Here is a 23,690-nt window from a genome sequence, read left to right as displayed (position 1 = left end):
CGCCTCGTTTCCACGCCATCGCGGCGGGGACCGGGGCTGTCTCCTGTCGCGCGGCTTCAGCCCTGGTGGAACTGCGCGGAACGGGGCGGCGCATCCAGTTCCGGCGCGATCTTCTCTTCGATCGCGGCGACGGTTACATCGGGCAGGACAATCAGGCCGTCCAGTTCGCGGCGGGCCCGTTTGTAAGCGGCCTGGCGTTCAGCGGGCGTGGCGGCCTGGTTTTCCGCGATCATCAGAAGTTTCCGTGCCGTGGCAAGCCGTTCGCGCTCGGGACCGCTGAACCTGCTGTCCCTGATCCGCTTTGCTTCTCGTTCCGCGACGTCGAGCGCCACCGCAAAGTTGTTGACTGCCTGCCGGTACGACTCAAGTCCGGTCACGGAAGTCAGGTCCGCGGCAGATGCCGGCCGCTTGCCGTCTGCTTCCCGTTTGGCTCGCAGGAAGGCGACCGTGAGCGGCTCACGGACGTCGGTCATCAGCGGAAAGTCGATGAGCTTGCCGACATCGAGTTCGTACTCGAGCCACCGTTTGTTGGTGGTGTCATGGGCATCCATCAGCGCCTGCACCTCTGCCAGGGAGGCGCTCTCGACTTCACGTGCCTGGTTCTTCAGGTTGTACAGTTCAACCCGGCGCCGGTGGCGCCGTTCGGCGGCACGCCGCCAGCCGCCGGCCCAGCGGCCGGCGAAAGCCATCAGCGGGAAAACCAGCCACCATTTGTCGGAAAGAAATTCCATGAGGGGACTCACCCCTCCATCCTCGCAGCACGGCGGGCCCGCCTCAAGGAGTGGGCAGGGTGGATTCGTCCGGGTCGCGGCAGGAACTGCAGTGGCCGGCCGTCCCCGCCACGTAGGCCCGGGCAGGTTGCGGTCAGGGAGCCTGCGTGGCTTGCGCGCCGTTGACGTTGACCAGCCAGGACACTCCGAAACGGTCCACGCACATGCCGAAAACGTCGCCCCACGGCGCTTTTTCCATGGGGACCGTGACCGCGCCGCCCTCACCGCTGAGCTTCTCGAAGTAGCCCCGGAGCTCCCCTTCGTCGTCCCCGCTCAGGGACACCGAGATCGATGAACCCGGGTGGTATTCCATACTGTTCGGGGTGTCGGCACCCATGAGCACCAGGCCTTGGGTGGTGGTGAGCATGCCGTGCATGATCTTCTCGGCTTCGGCAGGATCGTCGCTGGCCTGGAAGTCGGCGAACGTGCTCAGTGTCAGTTCGCCGCCAAAGACAGACTGGTAGAAGTTCATTGCCTCACGGGCGTTGTCCCGGAAGCTCAGGTAGGGGTTGAGGATGGTGGGCATAGCGGGGTCTCCTTAACATGGCCGGAACGGGTGCAGAAACCATCCTGCCCGATCCGGCGCCGGCCCGGTAGGGGATGCCTCCTCTGTTCATCCCGTGTTTGAGCGGTCGAAAAGGCAGCCTCAACGTGCCCCGGGTGATGGTGCGGTGCGGCCCAGGGAACGTAGGCTCGGGTGATGGCCAGATTCTTTGATGTTCATCCGCACGACCCCCAGCCGCGCGCCATTGCGCAGGCAGTCAAAATCATTCGCGACGGCGGACTGATCGCCTACCCCACGGACTCCTGCTATGCCTTGGGAGCCCAGATGGGCAACAAGGATGCCTTGGACCGGATCCGAAGCATCCGCCACCTGGATGACAAGCACCATTTCACCCTCGTGTGCCGGGATTTCGCCCAGCTGGGCCAGTTCGTGAACATTGGGAACGATGTCTTCCGCAGCATCAAGGCCGTCACTCCGGGCAGCTACACGTTCATCCTTCCTGCCACCAAGGAGGTTCCGAAGCGGCTGCTCCACCCGAAGAAGAAAACGGTGGGGGTGCGCATTCCGGACAACCGGGTGGTCCAGGCATTGCTCGCCGAACTTGGTGAGCCCCTGCTCTCGAGCACGCTCCTGCTGCCGGATGAGGACGAACCGCTGACCGTCGGCTGGGAAATCAAGGAGCGGCTGGACCACCAGGTGGATGCGGTGATCGACGCCGGAGACTGCGGCGCCGAGCCCACCACTGTGGTCGACTTCTCCAGCGGGGTGGCCGAGGTGGTCCGGCGCGGCATGGGCGACCCGTCCCGCTTCGAATAGCCTCGCCGCACCTGCGTTGGCGTGGCACTGTGGCGGCGCCGTCGTCGTACTGTCCGACGACGACGGCGGCGCCACAGGGCCAACGTGCCCGTCGTGTCGGGCCCGGGTCAGTCGTTGTTGGCGTCGGCCGGCTTTCTTGCCCGGCTGGGCTGCACCCTGGGCGGTTCGCCCGGCATCTTGGGGTAGTCCGGCGGGAAGGGCATCTCCCCGAGTCCGTCCTTGCAGTCCCGGTCCCACCATTCCAGGAGCGTGTCGATGGTGCCGGGCTTGGCGCTGAAGTCAGCCCAGGGATCTCCCACCGTCTTCAAGCGTTCCGGCACCGTCAGGATGGTGAAGTTCTTTGGATCCGCTTTTTCCAGTTCCGCCCAGGTGAGGGGGCAGGACACGGGGGCGTGCGGGAGGGCCCGCGGGCTGTAGGCGCCGGCGATGGTACGGTCCCGGTTGGCCTGGTTGTAGTCGAGGAACACCCGGCGGCCGCGTTCTTCCTTCCACCAGGCCGTGGTCACCTTGTCCGGGATCCGGCGCTCCACCTCCCGGGCGGCGGCGATGACGGCGTGCCGGACATCAAGGAACTCGCGGTTTGGCTCGATGGGAGCGTAGACGTGCAGGCCGCGGTTTCCGGAGGTCTTGACGAAGCCGGTGAGCCCTGCCTCCGCAAGGACGTCCTTGAGCACCAGGGCAGCGGGGACGGCGTCGCCGAAATCTGTCCCGGGCTGCGGGTCGAGGTCGATGCGGAGTTGGTCCGGATTGTCGGTGTTTTCCGCCCGGGACGGCCAGGGGTGGAAGACCACGGTGTTCATCTGGACGGCCCAGACGGCAGCTGCCGGTTCGTCAAGGACCAGTTGGGGATGGGACCTGGCGCTGGGGTACACCACCTTGACGGACCTGACGAAGTCCGGCGTGCCCTTTGGCGGGTTCTTTGAGAAGAACATCTCGCCTTCGATGTTGTCCGAGTACCGCTGGAGGGACACGGGCCGGTCCCCGTTGGCGGCAATGAAGGCCTCCCCCACGTCGCAGATATACCTGGCGAGGTCCAACTTGGTCAGGCCCAGGTCCGGCCAGAGGACGCGGCTGGGGCTGGAGATGCGCATTTCGCGCTCGCCGTTGGGACCTTGGACGGTGATGGTGGTCTGTTCGCTCGCCATGGGGACAACGTACACCCGGCCGCCGGCAGACACCGGCATATGCGGCCGCCCTCGGGCATGATGGATCCATGCCCCACCCCGACCATCAGCTCGTCATCGCTGCAGGTGACGCCACGTTTTCGGCCATCTACGCGCGCCCGCACCAACCCACCGCAACAGTGGTGGTGGCGCACGGCGCAGGAGCCGGGATGGACCACCCGTTCCTGCGCGGATTCACGGACGCCCTTAACGGCCTGGGCCTGGCCACCCTGCGCTTCAATTTTCCGTACCGGGAGGCAGGGCGGAAGTTCCCCGACCGCCCTCCGGCTGCCATCGCCGCCTGGCGGGCCGCTATGGACACAGCCCGCGCCCAGGCGAAGGCCAACGGCGACAGCGGCCCCGTCTGGGCGGCGGGCAAGTCATTCGGCGGCAGGATGGCATCCATGGCCGTTGCCGACGGCATGGCCGCCCAGGGCCTGGTGTACCTGGGCTACCCGCTGCATGCCCCCGGCAAACCGGAGAAACTCCGGGACGGGCACCTGTACGGGATCACGGTGCCGATGCTGTTCCTGCAGGGAACGCGCGACACGTTTGCCACGCCCCACATTTTGACAGACGTCGTGGCCCGGATCGGCTCCAATGCGGTCCTGGAGTGGGTGGAGGGCGGTGACCACTCCTTTGCCGTGGCGGGAAACAAGCGCCCCGCCGATGAGGTGGGTGCGTCGCTGGCGCTTCCAGTGGCCCGGTTCATCGCCGCGCACGCTTAGGGCGCCTGGCAGCGTCGCCCGTTCATCTGATACCTCACGGGCAGGCCGCGGGTGCTGCCCGCCGCCCCCTAACGGCCCTATGTGCGTGGCTTGGCGCGTGCGCTCGCCGGGGCTGACCACGGATCCTCCGGCCAGGGGTGCTTGGGGTAGCGGCCGCGCATTTCGGTACGCACCTGGGCATACGGGCCGGACCAGAAAGAGGTCAGGTCGTCCGTGACGGCCAGGGGGCGGCGTGCCGGGGACAGCAGGTGGAAGAGCACCGGCACCCGTCCGCCGGCAAGCCGGGGTGATTCAGCCAGCCCGAAGCATTCCTGGAGTTTCACCGCCACCACGGGCGCCGCGCCGTCGTCGCCAGGCTCCGGGTACTCGATCCGGACCCGCGAACCGCTGGGCACTTCAAGCCATTCCGGAGCGAGCTCGTCGAGCCTGGCGGCCTCGGGCCACGGGAGCAGCCCGCGCAGCGCCCCGGCCAGGTCGAGGGAATCCAGCGGCGCCCCCGCGGCGAGGGCTTCCAACCCGGTTCCCAGCCACTCTTCCAGCCGGGCCAGCAGGGCCGTATCCGAGACATCGGGCCACGGCTCCCCTGCCTGGCGGTGCAGGAAGGCGAGCCGGCTCCGGAAGGAGGCCGCCGCCGCCGGCCAGGAAAGGGCTGCCAGCCCGCCCGCCTGGAAAGCGGCTGCCACCGCGGCCCTGCCTTGGGCGGCCGTGGGACGCACCGGTGTCGAGGCAAGTACGACCGCCCCCAGCCGCTTGGTCCTGCGGGCCGTCAGCCGCCCTCCGCTGAAGCGCGTGTCCACGGTTTCAGCCAGCAGGTGCGCGGCCGCAGTTTCGGCCATGGTGGCGGACAAGGGTGCCGCGGCGCGGATCACGGCACCGGTTCCGGCCGCGTCCCGGCCACCGGCCCGCGAAACGTCGGCCACGGCCAGCCATTCGTTGCCTGAGAGGGTACTGCCGCCGGGGAGGCCCGCCCGGGTGCCCGACGTGAACAGGTACTGCCCCGACCCCTCGCTGCCGGGGACGCGGCGTGCCACGCGGTCGGGATAGGCGAGGGCGACGACGGCGCCCACAGCTTCGCCCCGGCCCGGGGGCAACGCCGCGGGAACCGGGGCATGGCGGTCCGGCTGCCGGCGGGCCAGGGACGCAAGGCGTTTGGCTTCCTCGGCCCAACGCCGGCCGGCAGGCCCGGGATCTGCCCGCAGCTGGGCCAGGAGCCGGGGCAGGTCCGCCCCGGGCGCGCGGTGGTCCCCGGAGAGCGCAGCCACCACCTCGGCGGCCAGCCGGGTCCCGGCGGATGCGGCACCTTCAAGCAACGCCCGGGCGAGCCGGGGGTCGGCGGGTACGGCCGCGAGCAGCCGGCCTTCGGCCGTCACGTGGCCGTCGTCGGTTACGGCGCCGAGCTCCCGCAGGACCTCGACGGCGTCATCCATGGCCTGGCGGGGTGGCGCGTCCGGCAGGGGCAAGCCCTCCCCGCCGGGCGAGCCCCAGCGGGCCAGGGTCAACGCCGCGCTGGTCAGGTCCGCCACGTTGATCTCCGGCGTGACGTGCGCCGGCGCGGCACCGTAGGCCTGCTGGCTGTAACAGCGGACCACGGTGCCCGGGCCTTGCCGGGCCGCGCGTCCTGCGCGTTGCTCAGCGGATGCCCGGGAACAGGAAACGGTGACAAGCCCGCTCATTCCGCGGCCCGCATCGCGCCTGGGCTCCCGGGCCAGGCCGGAATCGATGACCAACCGCACGCCGGGCACGGTCAGGGACGACTCGGCAAGGTCCGTGGAGACGACGATCCGTGGGCCGTCCCCGGGGTGCCGGCCGGACACGGCCCTGTCCTGTTCGGCCGCACCAATCCGGCCGTGCAGTTCCAGGACATCCACGCTGCTGCCCAGCCTGCCGCGCAGGGCCGCGGCCACGTGCGAGACCTCCCGGGCTCCCGGAACGAAGACCAGGGCGTCCACGGAGCTGTCTGCCGCGGCGTGGGCCTCCGCAGCCGTGGCGGCCACTTCGTCAAGGAAAGCGCGCGTCACTCCCCCGGCGTCAAGGCGCGGCGCTTGTGCTGGGAGCCACTGCACCTCGAGCGGGTAATGCACCGCCGGGCAGTCCACCACGGGGACCGGGCGGCCGGATGTGCCCAGCAGCGCAGCGAACCTGGGTGCGTCGAGGGTGGCTGACATGGCGACGACGGCAAGGTCACCGCGCAGCTCGCGGACCTCGGCGAGCATCCCGACCAGGAGGTCGGTTTCGAGGCCGCGTTCGTGCACCTCGTCCAGGACGACGGCGGCCGTCCCGTCCAGGCCCGGGTCCGCCAGGAGCCGGCGCAGGAGGATGCCGGGGGTGACGAACTCAATCCGGGTGTCCGGGCCTGCCCGGCGTTCGCCGCGGACCGTGTAGCCCACACGCCCGGCAGCCGGGCTGCCAACAAGTTCCGAGAGCCGCCGGGCTGCTGCGCGGGCTGCGACGCGCCGCGGCTGGGTGACGACGACGCGGCCCGAGGTGCCCACAAGGTTGGCCAGCAGGGGCGGGACAAGGGTGGTCTTTCCGGTTCCCGGCGGGGCCTGCACCACGGCGGCGGCCCCGGGGCCGGTTTCCAGTGCCTGCCGCAGCCGGGGAACGGAGGCTGCGAAGGCAAGGCCGGCGCCAATGGCGCGGAGGTCAAAGCCGTCGTCGGCTTGGCCTGCAGCAGGAATCATCCATCTATTCTCCCCTGACCGGGACGAGTTCTTTGGCGCCCGGTCAGGGCTTGCCTTGGCCTTTGGCCTTGCCCTTGGCTTCCTTCGCCGCATTCGAACGCCCCGCGCCCGGCGGATCGGCGGCGGGCGCCGGTTCAGGCGCCACGGCCGCCACGGCCGGTTCGGCCGGTTCGGCCGGAACGCTTCCAGCCTCACCCGGTGCTGCGGACAGCTCGCCGCCGGCCGGAGCAGCCTGTGGTGCCTCGGGGGGCGCAACTGCCGCGACCTTTGCTGCGATGTCGGCCCGGACGGAGGCCAGTGCGCTGTGGATGCCGTTGTACCGCTCGGGTGAAAGCCGCCCGTCCGCCGCCGCCTCGCCGAGGTCTTTCTCCAGTGCCTCAAGGGCTGACAAAGCGCCGTCCATCCTGTTTTCGGCCGCCGCCTGGCTGATGCCCAGCACCCGGACCTGGAAGCCCCGCAGCACGCCCTGGTCGGTGCGCCCGGGACCGATGCCCGCAGCGCCGGCAACCAGTATGGCCGCGACGGCAACGCACACGAGGATCAGGGCACGCGTTCCGCGGCGCCGCCGGCTGCCGGGCTCTGTCACGCGGTCATTGTCCGTGTCGCGTCCGGCTTCAGGCCGCATGCCGGCCACGGAGCGGGACGACGGAGGGTGCGCGCTGGGGCAGGGCGGTAACGGTGGCGGGGTCCGCGTGCTCCTGGGCTGCCGGCGTCCTCCGCGAGCCGAAAGTCGACCGCGCCAGGAAGTGGCGGACCGCGGTGCGGATCCAGGTGGTGAGGAACAAGCCGATCCCCATCCCGAGGAGCACGTGTCCGGCAACGTAATGTTGCCCGGCTCCCGGGCCCCCTTCGGCTGCCATCGCCACGCCGCCGGCGGTCAACATCACTGACAGGGCCGTTCCTGAGATAACGCCCATGGCTCCTGCTCCATCCCATTTAGTCAGCACGCTTACTGGTATTGCTCAGCAAGCTTACTACTTGGCGGGGCTGATTCAAGAGCCGGGGGTTGACGCCGGGAAGGTGGGCCGGCCGACAAACCGGCCCCGGTCAGCCTGCAGCTTCGAGCAGGCGTTCGACCGGCGAGATCCCTGCATAGCGTCCCTTGAAAAACAACAGCGGCTCAGCGTCCACCCGGGCATCCAGGTGCCGTACCGCGGCCACCACGATGGTGTGGTCACCGCCGTCGTATTCCGCGTGCAGTTCGCAGTCGAGCCAAGCCAGGGCGTCATCCAGGACGGGATTGCCCAAGGGCGACGACGTGTGGCTGACTCCGGCGAACTTGTCCGACCCGGAGCGGGCGAACTGACCTGCGAGGTGCTGGTGTTCAGCCGGGAGGATGTTGATGGCGAAGGTGCCCGCACTGCGGAGCACAGGCCAGGTGGTGGACGTACGCGCCGGGCTGAACGTGACGAGCGCCGGGTCAAGGGACAGGGACGCGAACGACTGGCACGTAAAGCCTGCCGGGCCTTGTGGCGTGGAGCTTGTGATTACCGTCAATCCGCTGGCAAAAGTTCCAAAGATATCCCGAAGCCGGCGTGGAGCGAGATCTGATGTGGCGGTCATAATGTGGCCTCTCGTTTGGATCGTTACCTCACCAAACCATCAGCGGATTGCACGTTCAAACCGCCTGAAATGAGCCGACGCCCGCCGCAACGAAACGTCACGGCCGTACACCCGGCGTCATCCAAACCTCGCTCCGGGACGTCCAGCATGTCCCGGTTTTACGCAATAAACAGTCATCCCGGACCCGGCCGGCAGCACCGGCGTCGTCCGTCAGGCTTGCTGGTCCAGTGCGGCGAGCAGCCGGCGGACCGAGCCTCCGAGGTTCCAGTCCCCGGCCGCCTGCTCAAGCTCGGCGCGCCGACTGCCGGTCACGGGCCGGAGCCGGGCCCCCGCCTCGTCCAGGGTGGGCAGCTCCAGGTTGCGGACCAGGCGCACGACGGCGGGGGCGGCTTCCAGGTATTCGGCGGCGGCGTCCAGCCTGGCCCGGACCGGGCCGGATACCCCGCCGCCGGGCTCATCGGCTGCTGCCAGCAATCGTTCCAGGGTGCCGTACTTCAGGAGCAGTGACGACGCTGTCTTCTCACCGATCCCGGCAACGCCCGGCAGTCCGTCCGAGGCGTCCCCGCGCAGGGTGGCGTAATCGGCATACTGCTGCGGCAGGACCTTGTATTTGGCCACCACGGTTTCCTCCGTGACCACCTCCAGGTTCTTCATGCCGCGCGCGGTGTAGATCACCCGGACGCCGCGTTCGTCGTCGCAAACCTGGAACAAGTCCCGATCTCCTGTGACTACGTCCACCGGGAAGGCGGCGTGGCTGGCATAGGTGCCCACGACGTCGTCGGCCTCATGGTCTGCGGCCCCCACGATGGCAATGCCGGCGAGCTCAAGGGTCCGGCGGATCATGGGCAATTGGGCCTCAAGGCCCTCGGGGACCACCTCGATGTCGGTCCCGCCCGGTACCGCCTTCGCCACCCGGTGTGCCTTGTACGTGGGGATCAGGTCAACCCGCCACTGGGGCCGCCAGTCGTTGTCCCAGCACGCCACCAGATGGGTGGCCTGGTAGTCGGTGGTGAGCCGCGCGATCATGTCCAGCAGGCCGCGGACAGCGTTTACCGGCGTACCGTCCGGCCGCCGGATGCTGTCCGGAAGGCCGTAGAAGGCACGAAAGTACAGGGAAGCAGTGTCAAGCAGCATCAGGCGCTGGGGCATACCTGATCCTGACACGGATTTCCCGCCTGCGGCTGCACCGGGCAACCGACGCCGCGCTGCCTAGAAGGACGGCATGGTGAATTCCATGCCCAGCAGGCCGCGGCCCGCCTGCTCCAGGATGGGGTCGAGGCCCAGGGTGGGGTGGCTCAGGAGCACGCCGACGTCGCGCTGGATCCGCTGCAGCGGATGGGACAGGCGGTGGGCACTGGCGCCCGATCCGGCGACGGCTAGCCGGACCGCCTTCTGGGCGGCTTCCGCGCTTAGGGCCAGCGACAGCCGGAACGAGGCCCGCTCCCGCGCGGCAGGCCCACTGGGCGCCGACCCGTCCCCCGGCAGCAGGGACAGTGCCGCCTGCCAGTGCAGTTGGGCGGTGGCCACCAGCCCGGACGCCTTGGCGTAGCGGGTTTGCGCCGGGACATAGTCTGCCTGCCGGGTGATGGTGCCGTTCTTTTCCTTCCGGCGCAGCAGCTGGTCCCGGAACAGCTCCAGGGCATACTCTGCGGAGCCAAGTGCCGCCGCCGGGGCCACCAGGTTGAGCAAGGTTGACATCGGCGCAGAGATCAGTGGTTCGGAGTGGAGCTCTGCGCCGGGATTGTCGGGGCCGCTGAGCACGGCCCAGTCCATGACCCGGTCCGCCGGAACGAAGAGCGAGTCCGCGCGGAGGTCGTTGCTGCCGGTTCCCCTGAGCCCGTCCGTATGCCACGCGTCCACCAGTTCCAGGTCGGTGAGCGGAACCAGCGCCTGCAACCGGATGCCGTCGTGCTGCACCGCCAACAGGACCCATTGCGAGTGCATGATGCCCGAAGCGAAGCTCCAGTGGCCCGAAACCGCATATCCGCCCGGTACCTTCCGCGCCGAACCAACCGGGGCACTGGTTGCGGCGGCGAGCGGCATCACGCCGCCGGAAAAAACGTCGTCCTGCACCTTCCGGGGCCAGCGTGCCAGCATCCAGGCGTGCTCCGCCAGGTGCCCGGCGGTCCAGGCCGTGGAGGCGCAACCCCGTGCGAGGCCCCTGATGGCTTCCCCGTACGTCTGTGCGCCCAGGCCATACCCGCCGACACCCGCGGGCGCCAGGAGACGGAAGATGCCGGCGGCCCCCAGGTCCCGCATCGTCCCCTCCGGGAGCCGGCGCAGCTGCTCGGCCTCCTCCGCCCTGGCGCGCAGGGCGGGGATCAGGGCTTCCACGCGGCCCAGCATGTCCGCGTGACCGGGGGCGCGGCCCGAGCCTTCCGGGGCGGCGCGGACGACGGCGGCCTGGCCGAGCTCCAGCGTATGTCCGGTCCGGTCCCGCTTGGCGGCGAGGTAGCGGGAGTTGGCCTCGGAGAGGTGGACACCGGTGGGGATCTTTTCGGCGGCGGCGATGCCGAGTGCGGCCAGCTGCGAAGCTTTGTCGGGATTGTTGCTCAACAGCCTCACCGACGTGGCGCCCAGGGCATTGAGCATCTGGGCTGCCGCCGTATAGTCGCGTTCATCCTCGCCGTGGCCGAGGGCAAGGTTGGCGTCATAGGTGTCAAGGCCCTGGTCCTGCAGGGCGTAGGCATCGAGTTTGGGGTAAAGGCCAATGCCGCGGCCTTCCTGGCGGAGGTAGAGCAGGAAGCCTCCGGAGGCAGCAATGCGTTCCACGGCTTCCCGGAGCTGCGGTCCGCAGTCGCAGCGCTCGCTGCCAAAGACGTCCCCTGTCATGCATTCGCTGTGCAGCCGGACCAGGGGCGCCGTTGCGCCGCCGAGGAGGGCCTGCTCCCAGTTACCCAGGGCCAGCAGCAGGTGTTCGCGGCCGTCCACCAAGCCATGGAACGTCATGACGACGGCGGTCGTGGCGTAGCCGTCGACGAACCGGAGCGGGACGCTGACCTGGCTGCGGACGGTGGCCGCGGGCAGGGCGGACGAATGCGGTGCGGAATGGGCAATTGCTGTCATTGCGGGCCTCGGCGATCATCATAAATGGTTGAAGATTAAAGTAAGGGTATCCCGCATTAGTTCAAGCTTCAAGCATTGTGTCCGGATAAGTCGGGGCTGCCTGAACGTTCGAATCCGACCGGTTTTGGCCACACCCTTGACCACCGCATCCGGGCGCGCCGATACTTCCATATGGTCCAACCACACAGCCCATGACGGCTCCGTGGCCGACGCCAGGCGGCGCACCCACGGGTGGAACCCACCCCACAACGAGAGCAGGATTCCGATGCCCGGCATGCAGACCACCATCAATGACAACGGCGCATGGTGCTGGTTCCAGGACGAGCGCGCCCTGGTGGACCCGGCCAACAACACGCTGCTGGTGGGCTCCGTGGCAGCCCCCGGGGGCGCCGGGGGCGACAGGCGGGGCGGAAACATCGAGGTTGCCGTACTTGACCTTGCTACCGGTGACAGCCAGGTCCACGTTGTCCACACAAGGCTGGAGCCGGACGACCACAACGCCCCGGCGCTCCTGATCAGGCCCGATGGCCGCTACCTGGCGATGTATGCCAAACACAAAACGGACAACTACTCCCGCTGGCGGATCTCCACCCGGCCACATGACGCCTCCGAATGGGGCCCGGAGGAACACTTCGACTGGACGGAGCTGGCCGGCGGCCGCGGCGCGACCTACTCGAACCTGCACCGGCTCGCTGCCGAGTCCCGGGTGTACAACTTTGTCCGTGCCATCAACGACGACCCCAGCCTTCTGGTGTCAGGAGATGACGGCACCACATGGCGATTCGGCGGAAAACTCTTCACCCGCCCCAAGATCGGCTACGTCAACGGCTACACCCGATACTGCGGAAACGGGACGGACCGCATTGACCTCATCACCACCGACCACCACCCGCGGGACTTCAACAACAGCATCTACCACGGCTACATCCGCGACGACGCCCTGCACGACGCCCGGGGCCAGGTGGTCAGCAAGCCGCTGATCGGCTCGCCGGGGATCAACCAGGCTGCACTGACCACAGTGTTCGCGGCGGGAACGGACATTGACGGCGACATCCTTACCCACGGCTGGACCGTGGACCTGCGCCGCCAGGGGCAGGACCTGGCCGCCATCATCAGCTGCCGCGCCAACGACGTCAACGGCCCGCTGCAGCAGGAGCAGCCGCTCGACGTCGATGATCACCGGCTGCTGTACGCCCGGTTCGACGGGAGGCAGTGGAACCTGCACCCGCTGGCGGCCGCCGGCCCGGCCCTGCTGCCGCACGAGCAGGACTATACGGGCCTGGGCGCGGTGGACCCGCATGACCTCAACCAGGTGTACATCTCCACTCCCATCGACCCGCGGACCGGGCAGGCCACCGGCCACTACGAGATCTACCGGGGCAGGACGCGGGACGGCGGTGCCACCTTTGGCTGGGAAGCGGTCACAGAAGGCTCCGCAGTGGATAATCTCCGGCCCATGGTGCCGCCCGGGGATCCCTCCACCCACGCTGTCTGCTGGTTCCGCGGCAGCATGACCTCGTCCCAGGACTATGCGACAGACGTGGTGGTCCTGCATTGATGCCGGGCGCCCGGACCACCCGGGACCCGGTGACCGAGTGTGATCGAACCGGCGCCGGCCGTTGACCCCGCCGCACACCGTGCGCCAGTGTTGAAACGTTATTAGCGACTGCGAACGGCCAGGACGACGAATGCACCACCCAGCGGAGCTCGAACCAACACTGACGGTGTCAACACTGGGGGCGCCCGGCGAAAGCCTGGACACGGTCCTGTCCTGGTTGGTGGCGCACGGTGCACGGGGAGTGGAGCTGCGGCTTGGCCCCGGCCAGATCGCCGCCCCGGCCATGACCCGGCGCGAACGCTCCGAACTCCGGTCCCGGATCGAAGATTCAGGCCTGGCCGTCACCGGGGTGGCCAGCTACATCAGGGTCGCGGAACCGGTTGCCGATGAACTGGTGGTGGGGGCGCTCGAAGCGGCGCTGATCCTGGCGCATGATCTCGGCGCGCCGGCCGTCAGGGTATTCCCGGGAGCCCCTGCCCGCCCCTGCGGATACGACAGTGTTCCCGAAACCATCCAAGCCAGGCAGGAAGCCAACGCCCTGGCAGCCGGCCGGCTGACCGCCGTCGCGCGCTTGGCCCGGGACCTGGGAACGTACCCGGCGCTTGAAACGCACGATTCGCACCCCCGCGGCAGCGACATCGCCGCCATCCTGGACATGGTGGATGGGCCCGCAGGCGCCGTCTGGGACCTCATGCATCCGTGGCGGGTGGGTGAGACCCTCGGCGAAACGTGGCGGGCCCTGCAGCCCTGGCTCACCGGCGGAGCGGGCAGCGTCCAGGTCAAGGACGCCCGGTTGCCCGCCAGCCGGACCCCGGCCCTCGTCGGCACAGGCACCCTCCCGGTCGATGCCTTTGCCGGGCTGCTCCGGGACGCCGGCTACGCCGGTCCCGTCTGCCTGGAGTGGGAGAAGGCGTGGCACCCCGACGCACCGCCACTGGACGAGGCACTCGGTTCCGCGGTGCGGTGGTTCCGGCGCCACTGGCCTGCGCGGCCAGGAGCCGACACCGCCGCACCTTTTTAGCCCCAGCCCTTCCCTGGAGACATCATGATGGAGCCGTGACCTGAACTCACCCTTGGAACTTCCGGGGACAACAGCACCGCCAACGCCTTCACCGCGCGGCGGCTGCCCACCTCTGGATTCAGCCTGTCGTGGGCTCTTCGCCGTTGGCGACAGCTTCGATCCAATCCACGGCCCCATCAGTAAGCTGGGGACCGTCAGCTGATTCTCCAGCCCACCATTCAGGATCGGTCGAGCCGCCGGTGACGGCCATGATGTCCGTGATGACAAGGGGCGCCAAGGGCTCGCCGTTGTGCTCAATGAGCCACGTGCGTGTTTCGTCGCCTACCAGCGGCCACCAGGCGGATATCTTCATGAACGCAGTATCGCACCGACGCTGGCCCGTGCCTACGCTCATCTGCGGGCGCGATTTCGCTTCCACAAGCCGGTGCAGAAATGCTAAGCCCCTGTTAGCATTTTCCCCACATGCATGTGACCCGTGCCACAGGCATGTCGATTCGACGACCAAAGGGGTGCCCCATGGTGAATCCGCTGCAATGGCCAGTGCTGCGCCAACTGCTCGAGAACGATCCCACGGGCAGGCATCATGCCGTGAAATCATCCGCCACCGAAAACCTCACGCCCCGGATCGCCACCGCAGACCACGTGGTCCCTTCGGTGTGCCCCTACTGCGCTGTGGGATGCGCCCAACGGGTCTACGTCAAAGACGGGACGGTCATCCAGATCGAGGGCGACCCGGACTCCCCGATCAGCCGGGGACGGTTGTGCCCCAAAGGCTCGGCCTCGCTGCAGCTGACCACCGGTGAGTCCCGCGAAAAGTACGTTCTCTACCGCCGGCCCCACGGTACTGACTGGGAGCGGCTCGACCTTGAAACAGCCATGGACATGGTGGCCCAACGCGTGGTGGACACCCGCCGGAAGACCTGGGAATGGGAATCCGGGGGCCTCCGCACCCGCCGCAGCATGGGAATCGCCAGCTTGGGCGGCGCCACCCTGGACAACGAAGAAAACTACCTGATCAAGAAGCTGTTCACCTCCCTGGGGATCGTCCAGGTGGAGAACCAGGCGCGGGTCTGCCACAGCTCCACGGTGGCCGGCCTTGGCACGAGCTTCGGCCGGGGCGGCTCCACCACCTATCTCCAGGACCTCCAACGCGCCGACTGCATCCTGATCCAGGGATCAAACTTCGCCGAAGCACACCCCGTCGGATTCCAATGGGTCATGGAAGCGAAGGAACGAGGGACAAAAATCATCCACGTGGATCCCCGGTTCTCCCGCACCAGCGCCATGGCCGATACGTTTGTTCCAATCCGTGCCGGGACGGACATCGCCTTCCTGGGCGGCCTGGTCAACTGGGTCATTGGCCACGATGCGTACTTCCACGACTACGTCGTCAACTACACCAACGCCGCTACCATCCTCGGCAAGGATTTTCGCGATACCGAAGACCTCGACGGCCTCTTCTCCGGATTCAACCCGGACGATTCCTCCTATGAAACCGAAAGCTGGCAGTACCAGGGAGGCTTCGCGGCTGCGTCCTCCGGTGAACGGGACGCGGACGAGCAGGAAGGCAGCAGGCTGGGTGAATCCTCGCATGCCCAGTCCCATGGTTCCGGCGGGCCCGGCGTGGCCGGGAAGTGGCACCGCGACGAGACCTTGCAGGATCCGCGCTGCGTGTTCCAGGTCCTGCGCCGGCACTACTCGAGGTACACCCCGGAGATGGTGGAAGAGGTGTGCGGGGTACCGCAGGCCTTGTTCGAGGAGGTGGCCGAGGCGCTCACCAGCAACTCGGGCCGGGACCGGACCACGGCCTTCGCCTACGCCGTGGGCTGGACGCAGCACACCACGGGGACGCAGTACATCCGGGCCGCATCGGTTTTGCAGCTCCTGCTGGGCAACATCGGCCGCCCCGGTGGCGGGATCATGGCCCTCCGCGGGCATGCCAGCATCCAGGGCTCCAGCGACATCCCCACCCTCTTCGACCTGCTGCCCGGCTACCTGCCCATGCCGCACGCCAAGCAGCACCTGGACTTGGCCGGCTACGTCGAGGCGGACTCCGCCAAGCAGGGCTTCTGGGCCAACATGTCCGCCTACACCGTGAGCCTGCTCAAGGCCTGGTGGGGGGACGCCGCCACGGCCAGCAACGACTACTGCTTCGACTACCTTCCCCGGATCACCGGCAGCCACAGCACCTACGACACCGTCATGGCGCAGCTGGAAGGAATCTGCAAGGGCTACTTCCTCATGGGCGAAAACCCCGCCGTCGGATCCGCCAACACCCACCTGCAACGTGCCGGGATGGCCAACCTCGACTGGCTCGTGGTCCGCGATTTCTCCCTGATCGAAAGCGCCACCTGGTGGAAGGACGGCCCGGAAATCGCCACCGGCCAGATGCGCACGGAGGACATCGGCACGGAAGTCTTCTTCTTTCCGGCCGCAGCCCACACGGAAAAGGCCGGCAGCTTCACCAACACCAACCGCCTTGTCCAGTGGCGCGAGCAGGCCGTGGAGCCTGGCGCCGAGCGCCGCAGCGACCTCTGGTTCATCTGGCACCTTGGCAACCGCATCCGGAAGCTGCTCGCGGACTCGCGCGACGACGTCGACCGTCCCATCCTGGACCTGACGTGGGACTACCCCACCGTCGGCACCCAGGATGAACCGGACGCGGACGCCGTTTTCGCCGAGATCAACGGCCGCGGCCCCGACGGCAACCCGCTCTCCGCCTACACCCAGCTCAAGGACGACGGCTCCACCTCATGCGGCTGCTGGATCTACTGCGGCTGCCGCGCCGACGGCGTCAACCAGGCGGCCCGGCGGAAACCCCACACCGAGCAGGATATTTCCAGCCGCGAGTGGGGCTGGGCATGGCCGGCCAACCGGAGGGAACTGTACAACCGGGCCTCCGCCGATCCGGAGGGACGGCCGTGGAGCGAGCGGAAAAAGCTCATCTGGTGGGACGCGGACGCCGGGACATGGACCGGCGACGACGTCCCCGACTGCGAGCCCGCCAAACCACCGTCCTACCGTCCCGCCGAGGACGCCACGGGCACCGACGCCCTCTCCGGCATCGACCCGTTCATCATGCAGTCCGACGGAAAAGGCTGGCTCTTCACCCCCGCCGGCCTGACCGACGGGCCGCTCCCCACACACTATGAGCCGCAGGAATCCCCCTTCGACAATGCCCTCTACGGGCAGAACCGGAACCCGGTCCGGAAGCTCCTCAAACATGACGGCAACCGGTACCAACCCAGTGGCCGGGAACCGGGGGCGGAGGTGTACCCGTTCGTGCTGACCACCTACCGGCTCACGGAACACTTCACCGCGGGGGCCATGACCCGTTGGCTGCCCTACCTTGCCGAGCTGCAGCCGGAGTCGTTCTGCGAAGTGTCACCGGAACTGGCGGCCGAGCGGGGACTCACCAACAACGGCTGGGCCACCCTGGTCTCGGCCCGCGGAGCCATCGAGGCCAGGGTCCTGGTGACCGGCCGGATGAAACCGCTCACCGTGCAGGGCCGCACCGTGCACCAGATCGGGATGCCCTACCACTGGGGCCCCAACGGGCTCAGCCGCGGCGATGCGATGAACGAGCTCTCCTCCATCGCCATGGACCCGAACGTCCACATCCAGGAGGTCAAGGCATTGACAGTGGACATCCGTCCCGGGCGGAGGCCGCAAGGGCCGGCCTTGCCATCCCTGGTGGCGGAATACCGTCAGCGGGCAGGCATCGATGAGCACACCGGCCAGGAAGGAATCAAGGCATGAGCGTCACCCAGTTGGGAATGCCCGCCATCGGAGCACCCGGTGAAGCACGCAAGGGCTTCTTCACGGACACCAGCCTCTGTATCGGCTGCAAGGCTTGTGAGGTGGCCTGCAAGGAGTGGAACTCGCTGCCGGCAGAGAGGCCGTTACAACTCACCGGTGAGTCCTTTGACAACACTTCCCGGCTCAGCGCGGACACCTGGCGGCACGTGGCCTTCATCGAGAAGAAGGTTCCGGCTCCGGCGGCTGGCGGAACCGAGGGCATCAAGTGGCTGATGTCCTCGGATGTCTGCAAGCATTGCACCAACGCCGCCTGCCTGGATGTGTGCCCCACCGGGGCGTTGTTCCGTACCGAGCATGGCACGGTGGTGGTCCAGCAGGACATTTGCAATGGCTGCGGGTACTGCGTTTCGGCGTGTCCGTACGGCGTGATCGACCAGCGGCCCGACGACGGCCGCGCCTTCAAGTGCACCATGTGCTACGACCGCCTGGGTGTCGGCGAAGAGCCGGCCTGCGCCAAGGCATGCCCCACCCAGTCCATCCAGTACGGTGAGCTTGATGAGCTCCGGGAACGGGCCGACGCCCGGGTCGCGGAGCTCCACGAGCGGGGTGTGGATGAGGCCAGGCTCTACGGCAGGGATCCCGACGGCGGGGTGGGCGGTGACGGGGCCTTCTTCCTGCTGCTGGATGAACCCGAAACCTACGGGCTGCCGCCGTATCCGGTAGTGACCACCCGGGACCTGCCTGCCATGTGGCGGCGGGCCGCGGGTGCTGCTGCCGGGCTCCTGGCGGGGGCCGCCGTCGTCTTCTGGGGAGCCAGGAAGTGAGCCGCCGCCGGGAGCGTGAGGAATTCACCTCATACTATGGCCGGCCCATCCTCAAGGAACCCACCTGGGAGGCGGCGGACATCGCGGGGTACATTTTTGCCGGCGGCGTGGCTGCAGCCTCCTCCATGCTGGCGGCCGGAGCGCAGTACACGAGGCGGCCCGCACTGGAACGCCGGGCCAAGCTCACGGCGCTGACCGCGATCTCGGTGTCCGCAGCGGCGCTGGTGCATGACCTGGGCCGGCCGGAACGGTTCCTCAACATGCTGCGGGTGGCCAAACCCACCTCGCCCATGAGCATGGGTTCGTGGATCCTTTCCGTGTACGGCCCGCTCGCCGGCGCGAGTGCGGCCGCCAACATCACGGGAATGTTCCCGGCGGCCGGGCGGGCCTGCGGCCTCGGCGCAGCTGTCAGCGGTTCCGCGGTGGCCACGTACACGGCGGTGCTGCTGGCCGACACCGCGGTTCCCACCTGGCATGACGCCCACGAAATCCTGCCGTTCGTGTTTGCCGGTTCGGCCGCCGCTGCCGGCGGCGGCATCGCAGCCGCCCTGGCGCCCGTCCCGGAGGCCGGTCCTGCGCGGCGCATGGCAGTGGCGGGTGCGCTGCTGGAAACGGTGGCGAGCCTGCGGATGGAACGCAGCGGCCACCTGAGCACGGAGACACTGCGGGAGGGCCGGGGCGGTACGTTGATGCGCCTGTCCAAGGCCTTCAGCATCGGCGGCGCCGTGGGGCTGGCCCTCGGCGGTCACCGGTCGCGCACCGTCAGCGTCGTGGGTGGCCTCGCCGTGGCTGCGGGGTCGGCCCTGCTGCGGTTCGGTGTCTTCGAGGCCGGAAAAGCGTCGACGCGCGACCCCAAGTATGTGGTGGTCCCCCAGCGGGAGCGCCTCAACGCTGCCGAAGCCGTCAGGAGGGAAGCCGCCGGCATCGACGCGGCAGCCTGAGCGGGCCGCCTGAACGGAAGCCGCAGCCCGGGCCGGGACGCTGCGGAGCGCCCGGCCCGGTCAGAACCAGTCGCCGTCGGCGTAGGCGCTGCGGACGTGCGCCCGGAGGTATTCCCCCACCACGGCTGCGCCCAGGTCGCCGACGTCAGGAGCCACCACGCGGCCGTCCACCCGGCGTGCCAGGCGCTGGATGAAGCGCTCCAGCCCGGGATCGTTCCCAAGCCGGAAAAACGTGGTCTGCGTCCCAGCCCTTCCCAACCGGTCCAGCTCGGCAACGGTGGCCCGGATGGTTTCCGCGTCCGGCGGCCAGTTGAACCAGGAGTCTCCGTCCGGCAACAGGTGGGCGGTCGGTTCCCCGTCCGTCACCACCAGGAGAACAGGCTGCATGGAGGGGTGCCGGCGGAAGAAGCGGCCGGCCAGCAGCAGCCCGTGGTGGAGGTTGGTGCCCTGTTCCCGCAGGGCCGGCAGGGCCGTCAGTTCCGCAATGTCCATGGACTGGGCGTAACGGCCGAAGGTCACCAGCTGCAGCCGGTCACCGCGGAACCGGGTGGACACCAAGTGGTGCAGGGCCAGCGCCGTGCGCTTCATCGGGACCCACCGCCCCTCCGCGGCCATGGAAAAGGAGACGTCCACCAGCAACGCGACGGCGGCCTGGGTCCGGGCCTCGGTTTCGGTTACCTCGATGTCCCCGACGGCGAGGCGGAGTCCGCGCGCCGGATCGCCGCCGTCGGCCATGGTGCGGCGGATGGCGTTGGTCAAGGTGCGCGTCACGTCCCACGGCTCGGCGTCGCCGAACTCCCACTGGCGGCTGGAGCCGGACTGTTCACCGGCGGCCCCTGCCGTCCGGGTATCCCTGTTCCCCTGCCGCCCGGACAGCTGTTTGGCGGTGTCGCGCAGCAGCGACTTGCCGAGCCGGCGCATGGCCTGCGGCGAGAGCCGGAGGTCGCCGTCGGCGCCGCGGCGCAGGTAGCCGCCCTCCTGCATGGCCCGCTCGATTTCGGCAAGAGTGCGGGCGCTGACGGCCGCACCCTCACCAAGTTGACGGGCCAGCGCGTCGAGGTCAAGGTCATCGAGCCGGGATCCGTTGTAGGACTGGGACAGCTGTTCGGAGAGCTCATCAAGTTCCGCGATGTCCTGCAGGACGCCGGTTCCGTCGCCCAGGCCGAGTCCTTCCTGCCCCTCGAACCGTTCCGAGCCGCTCCAGTCCTCCCCTGGGCGCAGTGCCTGCAAGGAGGCGTCGAGCTCGCTGAGCTGGGCCATCAGTTCCGGCGAGCCGAATGCCTGGGCGGACAACTGCATCAATTCCGCGCGCTGTTCGGCGGACATGGACTGCAGGAGCCGCTGGGCGGCGGCGGCACGTTGCGCCAGGGCATCCACGAGCTCTTCCACTGATTGCGGGTCTTCCGGGAAGAACTGGCCGTGCTTGGCCATGAACTCCTGGAAATCGGCCTCGGTGTCTTCGCCGCGGCGGTGCTTCGCCAGCAGCCCGTTGAGGTCCCGGAGCATGGCATTGACGGCCTCGCGGTCCTCATCGGTGGCGCTCTCCAGCGCCTGTTTCATTCCGGCAAACCGCTGTTCCAGGACCTCCCGACCCAGCAGGTCCTTGATCCGGTCGTACGCTTCCTTGGCGGTTCCGGACTGCCAGTCGTAGGAGGCGAGCTCGTTGACTGCTGCGGCGGTGGAGGCCGGCAGGTTCTGGAGCTGCATCTCGCGGAAGTCGCGTTCGGTGTTGTCCATCATGGCGTCCCGGGCCAACTGCTTGCGTTCCTCCAGCACGGCGGTATCCAGGAGCTTCCTGACTTCCTCCAGCGTGCCGTCCAGCCGGTGCCTGCTGAGCAGGTCCCGCCGCCGCTCCTGCACGCGGCGGGCAAGGTCGTCCAGGCCTTCGCGGTTCCGTCCACCACGCCGCAGGAACTCTTGCAGGGCATGCCGCGGCGAATAGCCTGCCATCACGTCGTCGGCGACGGCGTCGAGCACTTCCGCCAGGTCCACCGGCGGAGCCAGGGGGTCCGGGCCGCCGGTGTACCGGCCGTACCTGGCGGACCTTTTGTGGATGGCCATGCTGCCTCCTGCGCCTAGCCGTAGATGGTTTCCTCGTCGTCGGACTCCTTGGAGATCCGCCGGCCCAGGTAGAGCCCTTCCAAGGCCAGTTCGACGGCGGCAGCCCGCTGTCCGTCGTTCGTCGCACCCAGGCGGCGACCGATTTCGTCGTAGAGGCCGGAGCCGTTGAGGGACGGGAGGTTAGCGAGGAACTCCTGTGCCGTGACTTGCTCCCCGGTGGTGACGGTTCGGTGGCCGTCCAAGGCCGATACGAGCGGTCCCATATCGAGGCCTTGGAAGTGGGCCCTGACGGCCTCTGCGGTGGCGGTGCGGAGGAGGTGGTCGAGGATGCCTTGTTCGCGGCCTTCCTCACCCGATTCGAACTCGATCTTGCCGGTCAGGACTTCCACGGCAGGTTCGAGGTCGATGATCCGGGCCACGGCGTGGTCCTCCCCGCGGAGCCGGGCCCGGCGGAGCGCCGCCGCGGCCACGGTTTCGGCACCGGCGATCGCGAACCTGGCCGAAACTCCGGAGGTCTGGTTGATGGCCGGGGACTCGCGCAGCGCCCGGGTGTAGCGGGCAAGGATCTCCAGGATGAAGGGCGGGACGTCAGCCACCAGCCGGCCCTCCTGCCGGATGACGGAGACCTCGTCCTCGAGTTCGATCGGGTAGTGGGTCCTGATCTCGGCACCGAAGCGGTCCTTCAGCGGGGTGATGATCCGGCCGCGGTTGGTGTAGTCCTCCGGGTTGGCGGAGGCCACAACAAGCACGTCGAGGGGTAGCCGCAGTACGTATCCGCGGATCTGGATGTCACGTTCCTCCATCACGTTCAGCATGGACACCTGGATGCGTTCGGCCAGGTCCGGGAGCTCGTTGATGGCGATGATGCCGCGGTTGGAGCGCGGAATAAGCCCGTAGTGGATGGTCTCCGGATCCCCGAGCCTTCGGCCCTCGGCCACGCGCATGGGGTCGACGTCGCCGACGAGATCCGCCACGGACGTGTCCGGCGTTGCGAGCTTCTCGACGTACCGTTCGGAACGGTGCCGCCAGCCGATCCTCAACCGGTCCCCCTCGGCCCGGACGCGGGCCAGGGACTGTTCGGTGATCGGCTGATAGGGGTGTTCGTTCAGTTCCGAGTCCTCAATCACCGGAGACCATTCGTCCAGCAACCCGGCCAAGGTGCGGAGCAGGCGGGTTTTGCCCTGTCCGCGTTCTCCCAGCAGCACGAGGTCATGGCCGGCGATCAGGGCTCGCTCAAGCTGGGGCAGGACGGTCCGGCTGAACCCATAGAGGCCAGGCCACGGGTCACGACCTGCTGCCAGGGCGGCGAGGAGATTGTCGCGGATTTCGTGCCTCAGGTCCTTGAGGACATGGCCCGCTGCTCGGAGTTCACCAACGGTGTAGATTTCGGGGCGGTCAGTCACTCCTCTACCGTAATCCCCGCCCTGAAGGTAATCGATAGATTCCTCCAGATTCCTGGACCGACATGCCGGCCGCCCGCAGGAGCCGGCGTATCACTGGGGTTCGGGGCGTCCTTGCACGGCCGCCGCGGCAGCCGGCGCCGCCTGCTCAAGGTAGGCGCCGATGTGTTCCAGGAGGTAGTGCTGTCCGGCCACGGTGGGGTGGTCGCCGTCGGGGCCGATCAAGTCATCGAAGTCGCCGCTGATCCAGCCCTCGGCGATGGGGTCCACGAATTCGCCTCCGGCCCGGGCCGTGGCGGCCTTGAGCTGGCTGCTGATCTCCAGGAGCCCGGGGTCCGGGTCCGGGGAGTACGACGGCGGTCCCACCACAATGATTTTCGCTTCCGGGGCGAGCGTCTCGGCCCGGTCCATCGCCGCCAGCGCGGCGTCGCCAATTTCATCCGACGCGTAGCCGAGGTCGTTTTCCGAGCCGAAGAACACCACAATCCCCGTTTTGGCGTTGACGAGCTCCTCAACCTGGGTGCCAAACGTTCCGTCAAAATCGCCGGGGCTGACGTATCCACTGCCGTCTTCTGCTGCGTTGACCACTTCCAGGCCGGCGCCTACGGGGTCGTTGCGCATCAGGGCCGGCCAGGCTTCCTGTGGCGAGGTGCCGTGGCCGGTGCTGAGCGAGTCCCCCACCACTACCACCCGGACCGGGGCCTCCCCCGTGGCCGGCGGCTGGGTTTGCGCCGCGCTGCCTGACGTAACGGCCAGCAGGACGCCGAACGTGCCGGCAGCAACGAGCCTGGCCGGGTGCCCGCGCAGCGGCACGGTGTGTTGCATGGGTGCCGC

At 68.4% G+C, this 23,690-nt stretch carries 20 protein-coding genes; 7 read left to right on the top strand and 13 right to left on the bottom strand.

Features of this window, described 5'->3' with window-relative positions; translation table 11 throughout:
* Positions 1 to 56: 56 nt before the first annotated feature.
* On the bottom strand, positions 57 to 731 hold the full coding sequence (locus AC4EEV_RS00555) for a hypothetical protein (RefSeq protein WP_018761228.1): 675 nt from the start codon (positions 729 to 731) through the stop codon (positions 57 to 59).
* Between the two features lie 133 nt (positions 732 to 864).
* Positions 865 to 1,296 (bottom strand): VOC family protein, encoded by a 432-nt coding sequence (locus AC4EEV_RS00550; protein WP_018761227.1) that lies wholly within the window; start codon positions 1,294 to 1,296, stop codon positions 865 to 867.
* 174 nt (positions 1,297 to 1,470) lie between these two features.
* On the opposite strand from AC4EEV_RS00550, the gene AC4EEV_RS00545 reads away from it, so the two are divergent.
* Positions 1,471 to 2,091, top strand: a complete 621-nt coding sequence (locus AC4EEV_RS00545) for an L-threonylcarbamoyladenylate synthase (RefSeq protein ID WP_133831507.1) — start codon at positions 1,471 to 1,473, stop codon at positions 2,089 to 2,091.
* 107 nt (positions 2,092 to 2,198) lie between these two features.
* Here the strand turns inward: AC4EEV_RS00545 and ligD are convergent, their stop codons facing one another.
* A complete protein-coding gene (gene ligD, locus AC4EEV_RS00540; RefSeq protein ID WP_026264433.1) occupies positions 2,199 to 3,236 on the bottom strand; it encodes a non-homologous end-joining DNA ligase in 1,038 nt (345 codons plus the stop codon).
* A gap of 68 nt (positions 3,237 to 3,304) precedes the next feature.
* On the opposite strand from ligD, the gene AC4EEV_RS00535 reads away from it, so the two are divergent.
* A complete protein-coding gene (locus tag AC4EEV_RS00535; protein WP_491329917.1) occupies positions 3,305 to 3,982 on the top strand; it encodes an alpha/beta hydrolase family protein in 678 nt (225 codons plus the stop codon).
* Between the two features lie 77 nt (positions 3,983 to 4,059).
* Here the strand turns inward: AC4EEV_RS00535 and hrpB are convergent, their stop codons facing one another.
* From hrpB to ribA, 6 genes are all read right to left on the bottom strand, one after another.
* Positions 4,060 to 6,663, bottom strand: a complete 2,604-nt coding sequence (gene hrpB, locus AC4EEV_RS00530) for an ATP-dependent helicase HrpB (RefSeq protein ID WP_491329916.1) — start codon at positions 6,661 to 6,663, stop codon at positions 4,060 to 4,062.
* A gap of 43 nt (positions 6,664 to 6,706) precedes the next feature.
* Positions 6,707 to 7,249 carry a hypothetical protein gene (locus AC4EEV_RS00525; protein WP_491329915.1) on the bottom strand — a complete coding sequence of 181 codons (543 nt, stop codon included), beginning with the start codon at positions 7,247 to 7,249 and terminating at the stop codon, positions 6,707 to 6,709.
* A 28-nt stretch (positions 7,250 to 7,277) separates the two neighbouring features.
* Positions 7,278 to 7,580, bottom strand: coding sequence for a hypothetical protein (locus AC4EEV_RS00520; RefSeq protein ID WP_018761221.1), 303 nt, complete (start codon positions 7,578 to 7,580; stop codon positions 7,278 to 7,280).
* 130 nt (positions 7,581 to 7,710) lie between these two features.
* Positions 7,711 to 8,226, bottom strand: coding sequence for a flavin reductase family protein (locus AC4EEV_RS00515; RefSeq protein ID WP_109044648.1), 516 nt, complete (start codon positions 8,224 to 8,226; stop codon positions 7,711 to 7,713).
* Positions 8,227 to 8,436: 210 nt separating this feature from the next.
* Positions 8,437 to 9,375 (bottom strand): 5'-3' exonuclease, encoded by a 939-nt coding sequence (locus AC4EEV_RS00510; RefSeq protein WP_208294391.1) that lies wholly within the window; start codon positions 9,373 to 9,375, stop codon positions 8,437 to 8,439.
* Positions 9,376 to 9,435: 60 nt separating this feature from the next.
* Positions 9,436 to 11,292, bottom strand: a complete 1,857-nt coding sequence (gene ribA, locus AC4EEV_RS00505) for a GTP cyclohydrolase II RibA (RefSeq protein WP_491329914.1) — start codon at positions 11,290 to 11,292, stop codon at positions 9,436 to 9,438.
* A gap of 265 nt (positions 11,293 to 11,557) precedes the next feature.
* Here ribA and AC4EEV_RS00500 point away from each other — a divergent pair, with 265 nt between their 5' ends.
* Positions 11,558 to 12,850, top strand: a complete 1,293-nt coding sequence (locus tag AC4EEV_RS00500) for a BNR-4 repeat-containing protein (RefSeq protein WP_461841732.1) — start codon at positions 11,558 to 11,560, stop codon at positions 12,848 to 12,850.
* A gap of 130 nt (positions 12,851 to 12,980) precedes the next feature.
* Complete coding sequence (locus AC4EEV_RS00495) at positions 12,981 to 13,871, top strand: sugar phosphate isomerase/epimerase family protein (protein ID WP_491329913.1); 891 nt, start codon at positions 12,981 to 12,983, stop codon at positions 13,869 to 13,871.
* Between the two features lie 118 nt (positions 13,872 to 13,989).
* Here the strand turns inward: AC4EEV_RS00495 and AC4EEV_RS00490 are convergent, their stop codons facing one another.
* On the bottom strand, positions 13,990 to 14,223 hold the full coding sequence (locus AC4EEV_RS00490) for a hypothetical protein (protein ID WP_109044652.1): 234 nt from the start codon (positions 14,221 to 14,223) through the stop codon (positions 13,990 to 13,992).
* A gap of 164 nt (positions 14,224 to 14,387) precedes the next feature.
* Here AC4EEV_RS00490 and fdh point away from each other — a divergent pair, with 164 nt between their 5' ends.
* From fdh to nrfD, 3 genes are read left to right on the top strand one after another with little or no spacing between them, the layout of a single operon-like run.
* Positions 14,388 to 17,630, top strand: coding sequence for a formate dehydrogenase (gene fdh / locus AC4EEV_RS00485; protein WP_491329912.1), 3,243 nt, complete (start codon positions 14,388 to 14,390; stop codon positions 17,628 to 17,630).
* Complete coding sequence (locus tag AC4EEV_RS00480; RefSeq protein WP_109044653.1) at positions 17,627 to 18,454, top strand: 4Fe-4S dicluster domain-containing protein; 828 nt, start codon at positions 17,627 to 17,629, stop codon at positions 18,452 to 18,454. Before fdh ends, AC4EEV_RS00480 begins: the two co-directional genes overlap by 4 nt.
* On the top strand, positions 18,451 to 19,395 hold the full coding sequence (gene nrfD / locus AC4EEV_RS00475) for an NrfD/PsrC family molybdoenzyme membrane anchor subunit (RefSeq protein WP_491329911.1): 945 nt from the start codon (positions 18,451 to 18,453) through the stop codon (positions 19,393 to 19,395). The genes AC4EEV_RS00480 and nrfD overlap by 4 nt, the downstream gene beginning before the upstream one ends.
* Positions 19,396 to 19,455: 60 nt before the next feature.
* Here the strand turns inward: nrfD and AC4EEV_RS00470 are convergent, their stop codons facing one another.
* The 3 genes from AC4EEV_RS00470 to AC4EEV_RS00460 all read right to left on the bottom strand — a co-directional run bounded on the left by AC4EEV_RS00470 (position 19,456) and on the right by AC4EEV_RS00460 (position 23,681).
* Positions 19,456 to 21,456, bottom strand: coding sequence for a vWA domain-containing protein (locus tag AC4EEV_RS00470; RefSeq protein ID WP_109044655.1), 2,001 nt, complete (start codon positions 21,454 to 21,456; stop codon positions 19,456 to 19,458).
* A gap of 14 nt (positions 21,457 to 21,470) precedes the next feature.
* Positions 21,471 to 22,859 carry a sigma 54-interacting transcriptional regulator gene (locus AC4EEV_RS00465; protein ID WP_109044656.1) on the bottom strand — a complete coding sequence of 463 codons (1,389 nt, stop codon included), beginning with the start codon at positions 22,857 to 22,859 and terminating at the stop codon, positions 21,471 to 21,473.
* A gap of 90 nt (positions 22,860 to 22,949) precedes the next feature.
* Positions 22,950 to 23,681: an SGNH/GDSL hydrolase family protein gene (locus AC4EEV_RS00460; RefSeq protein ID WP_109044657.1), complete on the bottom strand. Its 732-nt coding sequence runs from the start codon at positions 23,679 to 23,681 to the stop codon at positions 22,950 to 22,952.
* Between the last annotated feature and the right edge of the window lie 9 nt (positions 23,682 to 23,690).

Source organism: Pseudarthrobacter sp. MOO14, from assembly GCF_058267675.1.
This window is presented reverse-complemented; position numbering and strand designations above follow the sequence as displayed.

Excerpts from the sequence above, each read along its gene's own strand:
- ligD (WP_026264433.1), bottom strand. The coding sequence starts at position 3,236 with ATGGCGAGCGAACAGACCACCATCACCGTCCAAGGTCCCAACGGCGAG.
- AC4EEV_RS00545 (WP_133831507.1), top strand. The coding sequence starts at position 1,471 with ATGGCCAGATTCTTTGATGTTCATCCGCACGACCCCCAGCCGCGCGCC.
- ribA (WP_491329914.1), bottom strand. The coding sequence starts at position 11,292 with ATGACAGCAATTGCCCATTCCGCACCGCATTCGTCCGCCCTGCCCGCG.
- AC4EEV_RS00550 (WP_018761227.1), bottom strand. The coding sequence starts at position 1,296 with ATGCCCACCATCCTCAACCCCTACCTGAGCTTCCGGGACAACGCCCGT.
- AC4EEV_RS00480 (WP_109044653.1), top strand. The coding sequence starts at position 17,627 with ATGAGCGTCACCCAGTTGGGAATGCCCGCCATCGGAGCACCCGGTGAA.
- AC4EEV_RS00500 (WP_461841732.1), top strand. The coding sequence starts at position 11,558 with ATGCCCGGCATGCAGACCACCATCAATGACAACGGCGCATGGTGCTGG.
- AC4EEV_RS00470 (WP_109044655.1), bottom strand. The coding sequence starts at position 21,456 with ATGGCCATCCACAAAAGGTCCGCCAGGTACGGCCGGTACACCGGCGGC.
- AC4EEV_RS00495 (WP_491329913.1), top strand. The coding sequence starts at position 12,981 with ATGCACCACCCAGCGGAGCTCGAACCAACACTGACGGTGTCAACACTG.
- AC4EEV_RS00510 (WP_208294391.1), bottom strand. The coding sequence starts at position 9,375 with ATGCCCCAGCGCCTGATGCTGCTTGACACTGCTTCCCTGTACTTTCGT.
- fdh (WP_491329912.1), top strand. The coding sequence starts at position 14,388 with ATGGTGAATCCGCTGCAATGGCCAGTGCTGCGCCAACTGCTCGAGAAC.
- hrpB (WP_491329916.1), bottom strand. The coding sequence starts at position 6,663 with ATGATTCCTGCTGCAGGCCAAGCCGACGACGGCTTTGACCTCCGCGCC.
- AC4EEV_RS00555 (WP_018761228.1), bottom strand. The coding sequence starts at position 731 with ATGGAATTTCTTTCCGACAAATGGTGGCTGGTTTTCCCGCTGATGGCT.
- AC4EEV_RS00460 (WP_109044657.1), bottom strand. The coding sequence starts at position 23,681 with ATGCAACACACCGTGCCGCTGCGCGGGCACCCGGCCAGGCTCGTTGCT.
- AC4EEV_RS00490 (WP_109044652.1), bottom strand. The coding sequence starts at position 14,223 with ATGAAGATATCCGCCTGGTGGCCGCTGGTAGGCGACGAAACACGCACG.
- AC4EEV_RS00535 (WP_491329917.1), top strand. The coding sequence starts at position 3,305 with ATGCCCCACCCCGACCATCAGCTCGTCATCGCTGCAGGTGACGCCACG.
- AC4EEV_RS00515 (WP_109044648.1), bottom strand. The coding sequence starts at position 8,226 with ATGACCGCCACATCAGATCTCGCTCCACGCCGGCTTCGGGATATCTTT.
- AC4EEV_RS00520 (WP_018761221.1), bottom strand. The coding sequence starts at position 7,580 with ATGGGCGTTATCTCAGGAACGGCCCTGTCAGTGATGTTGACCGCCGGC.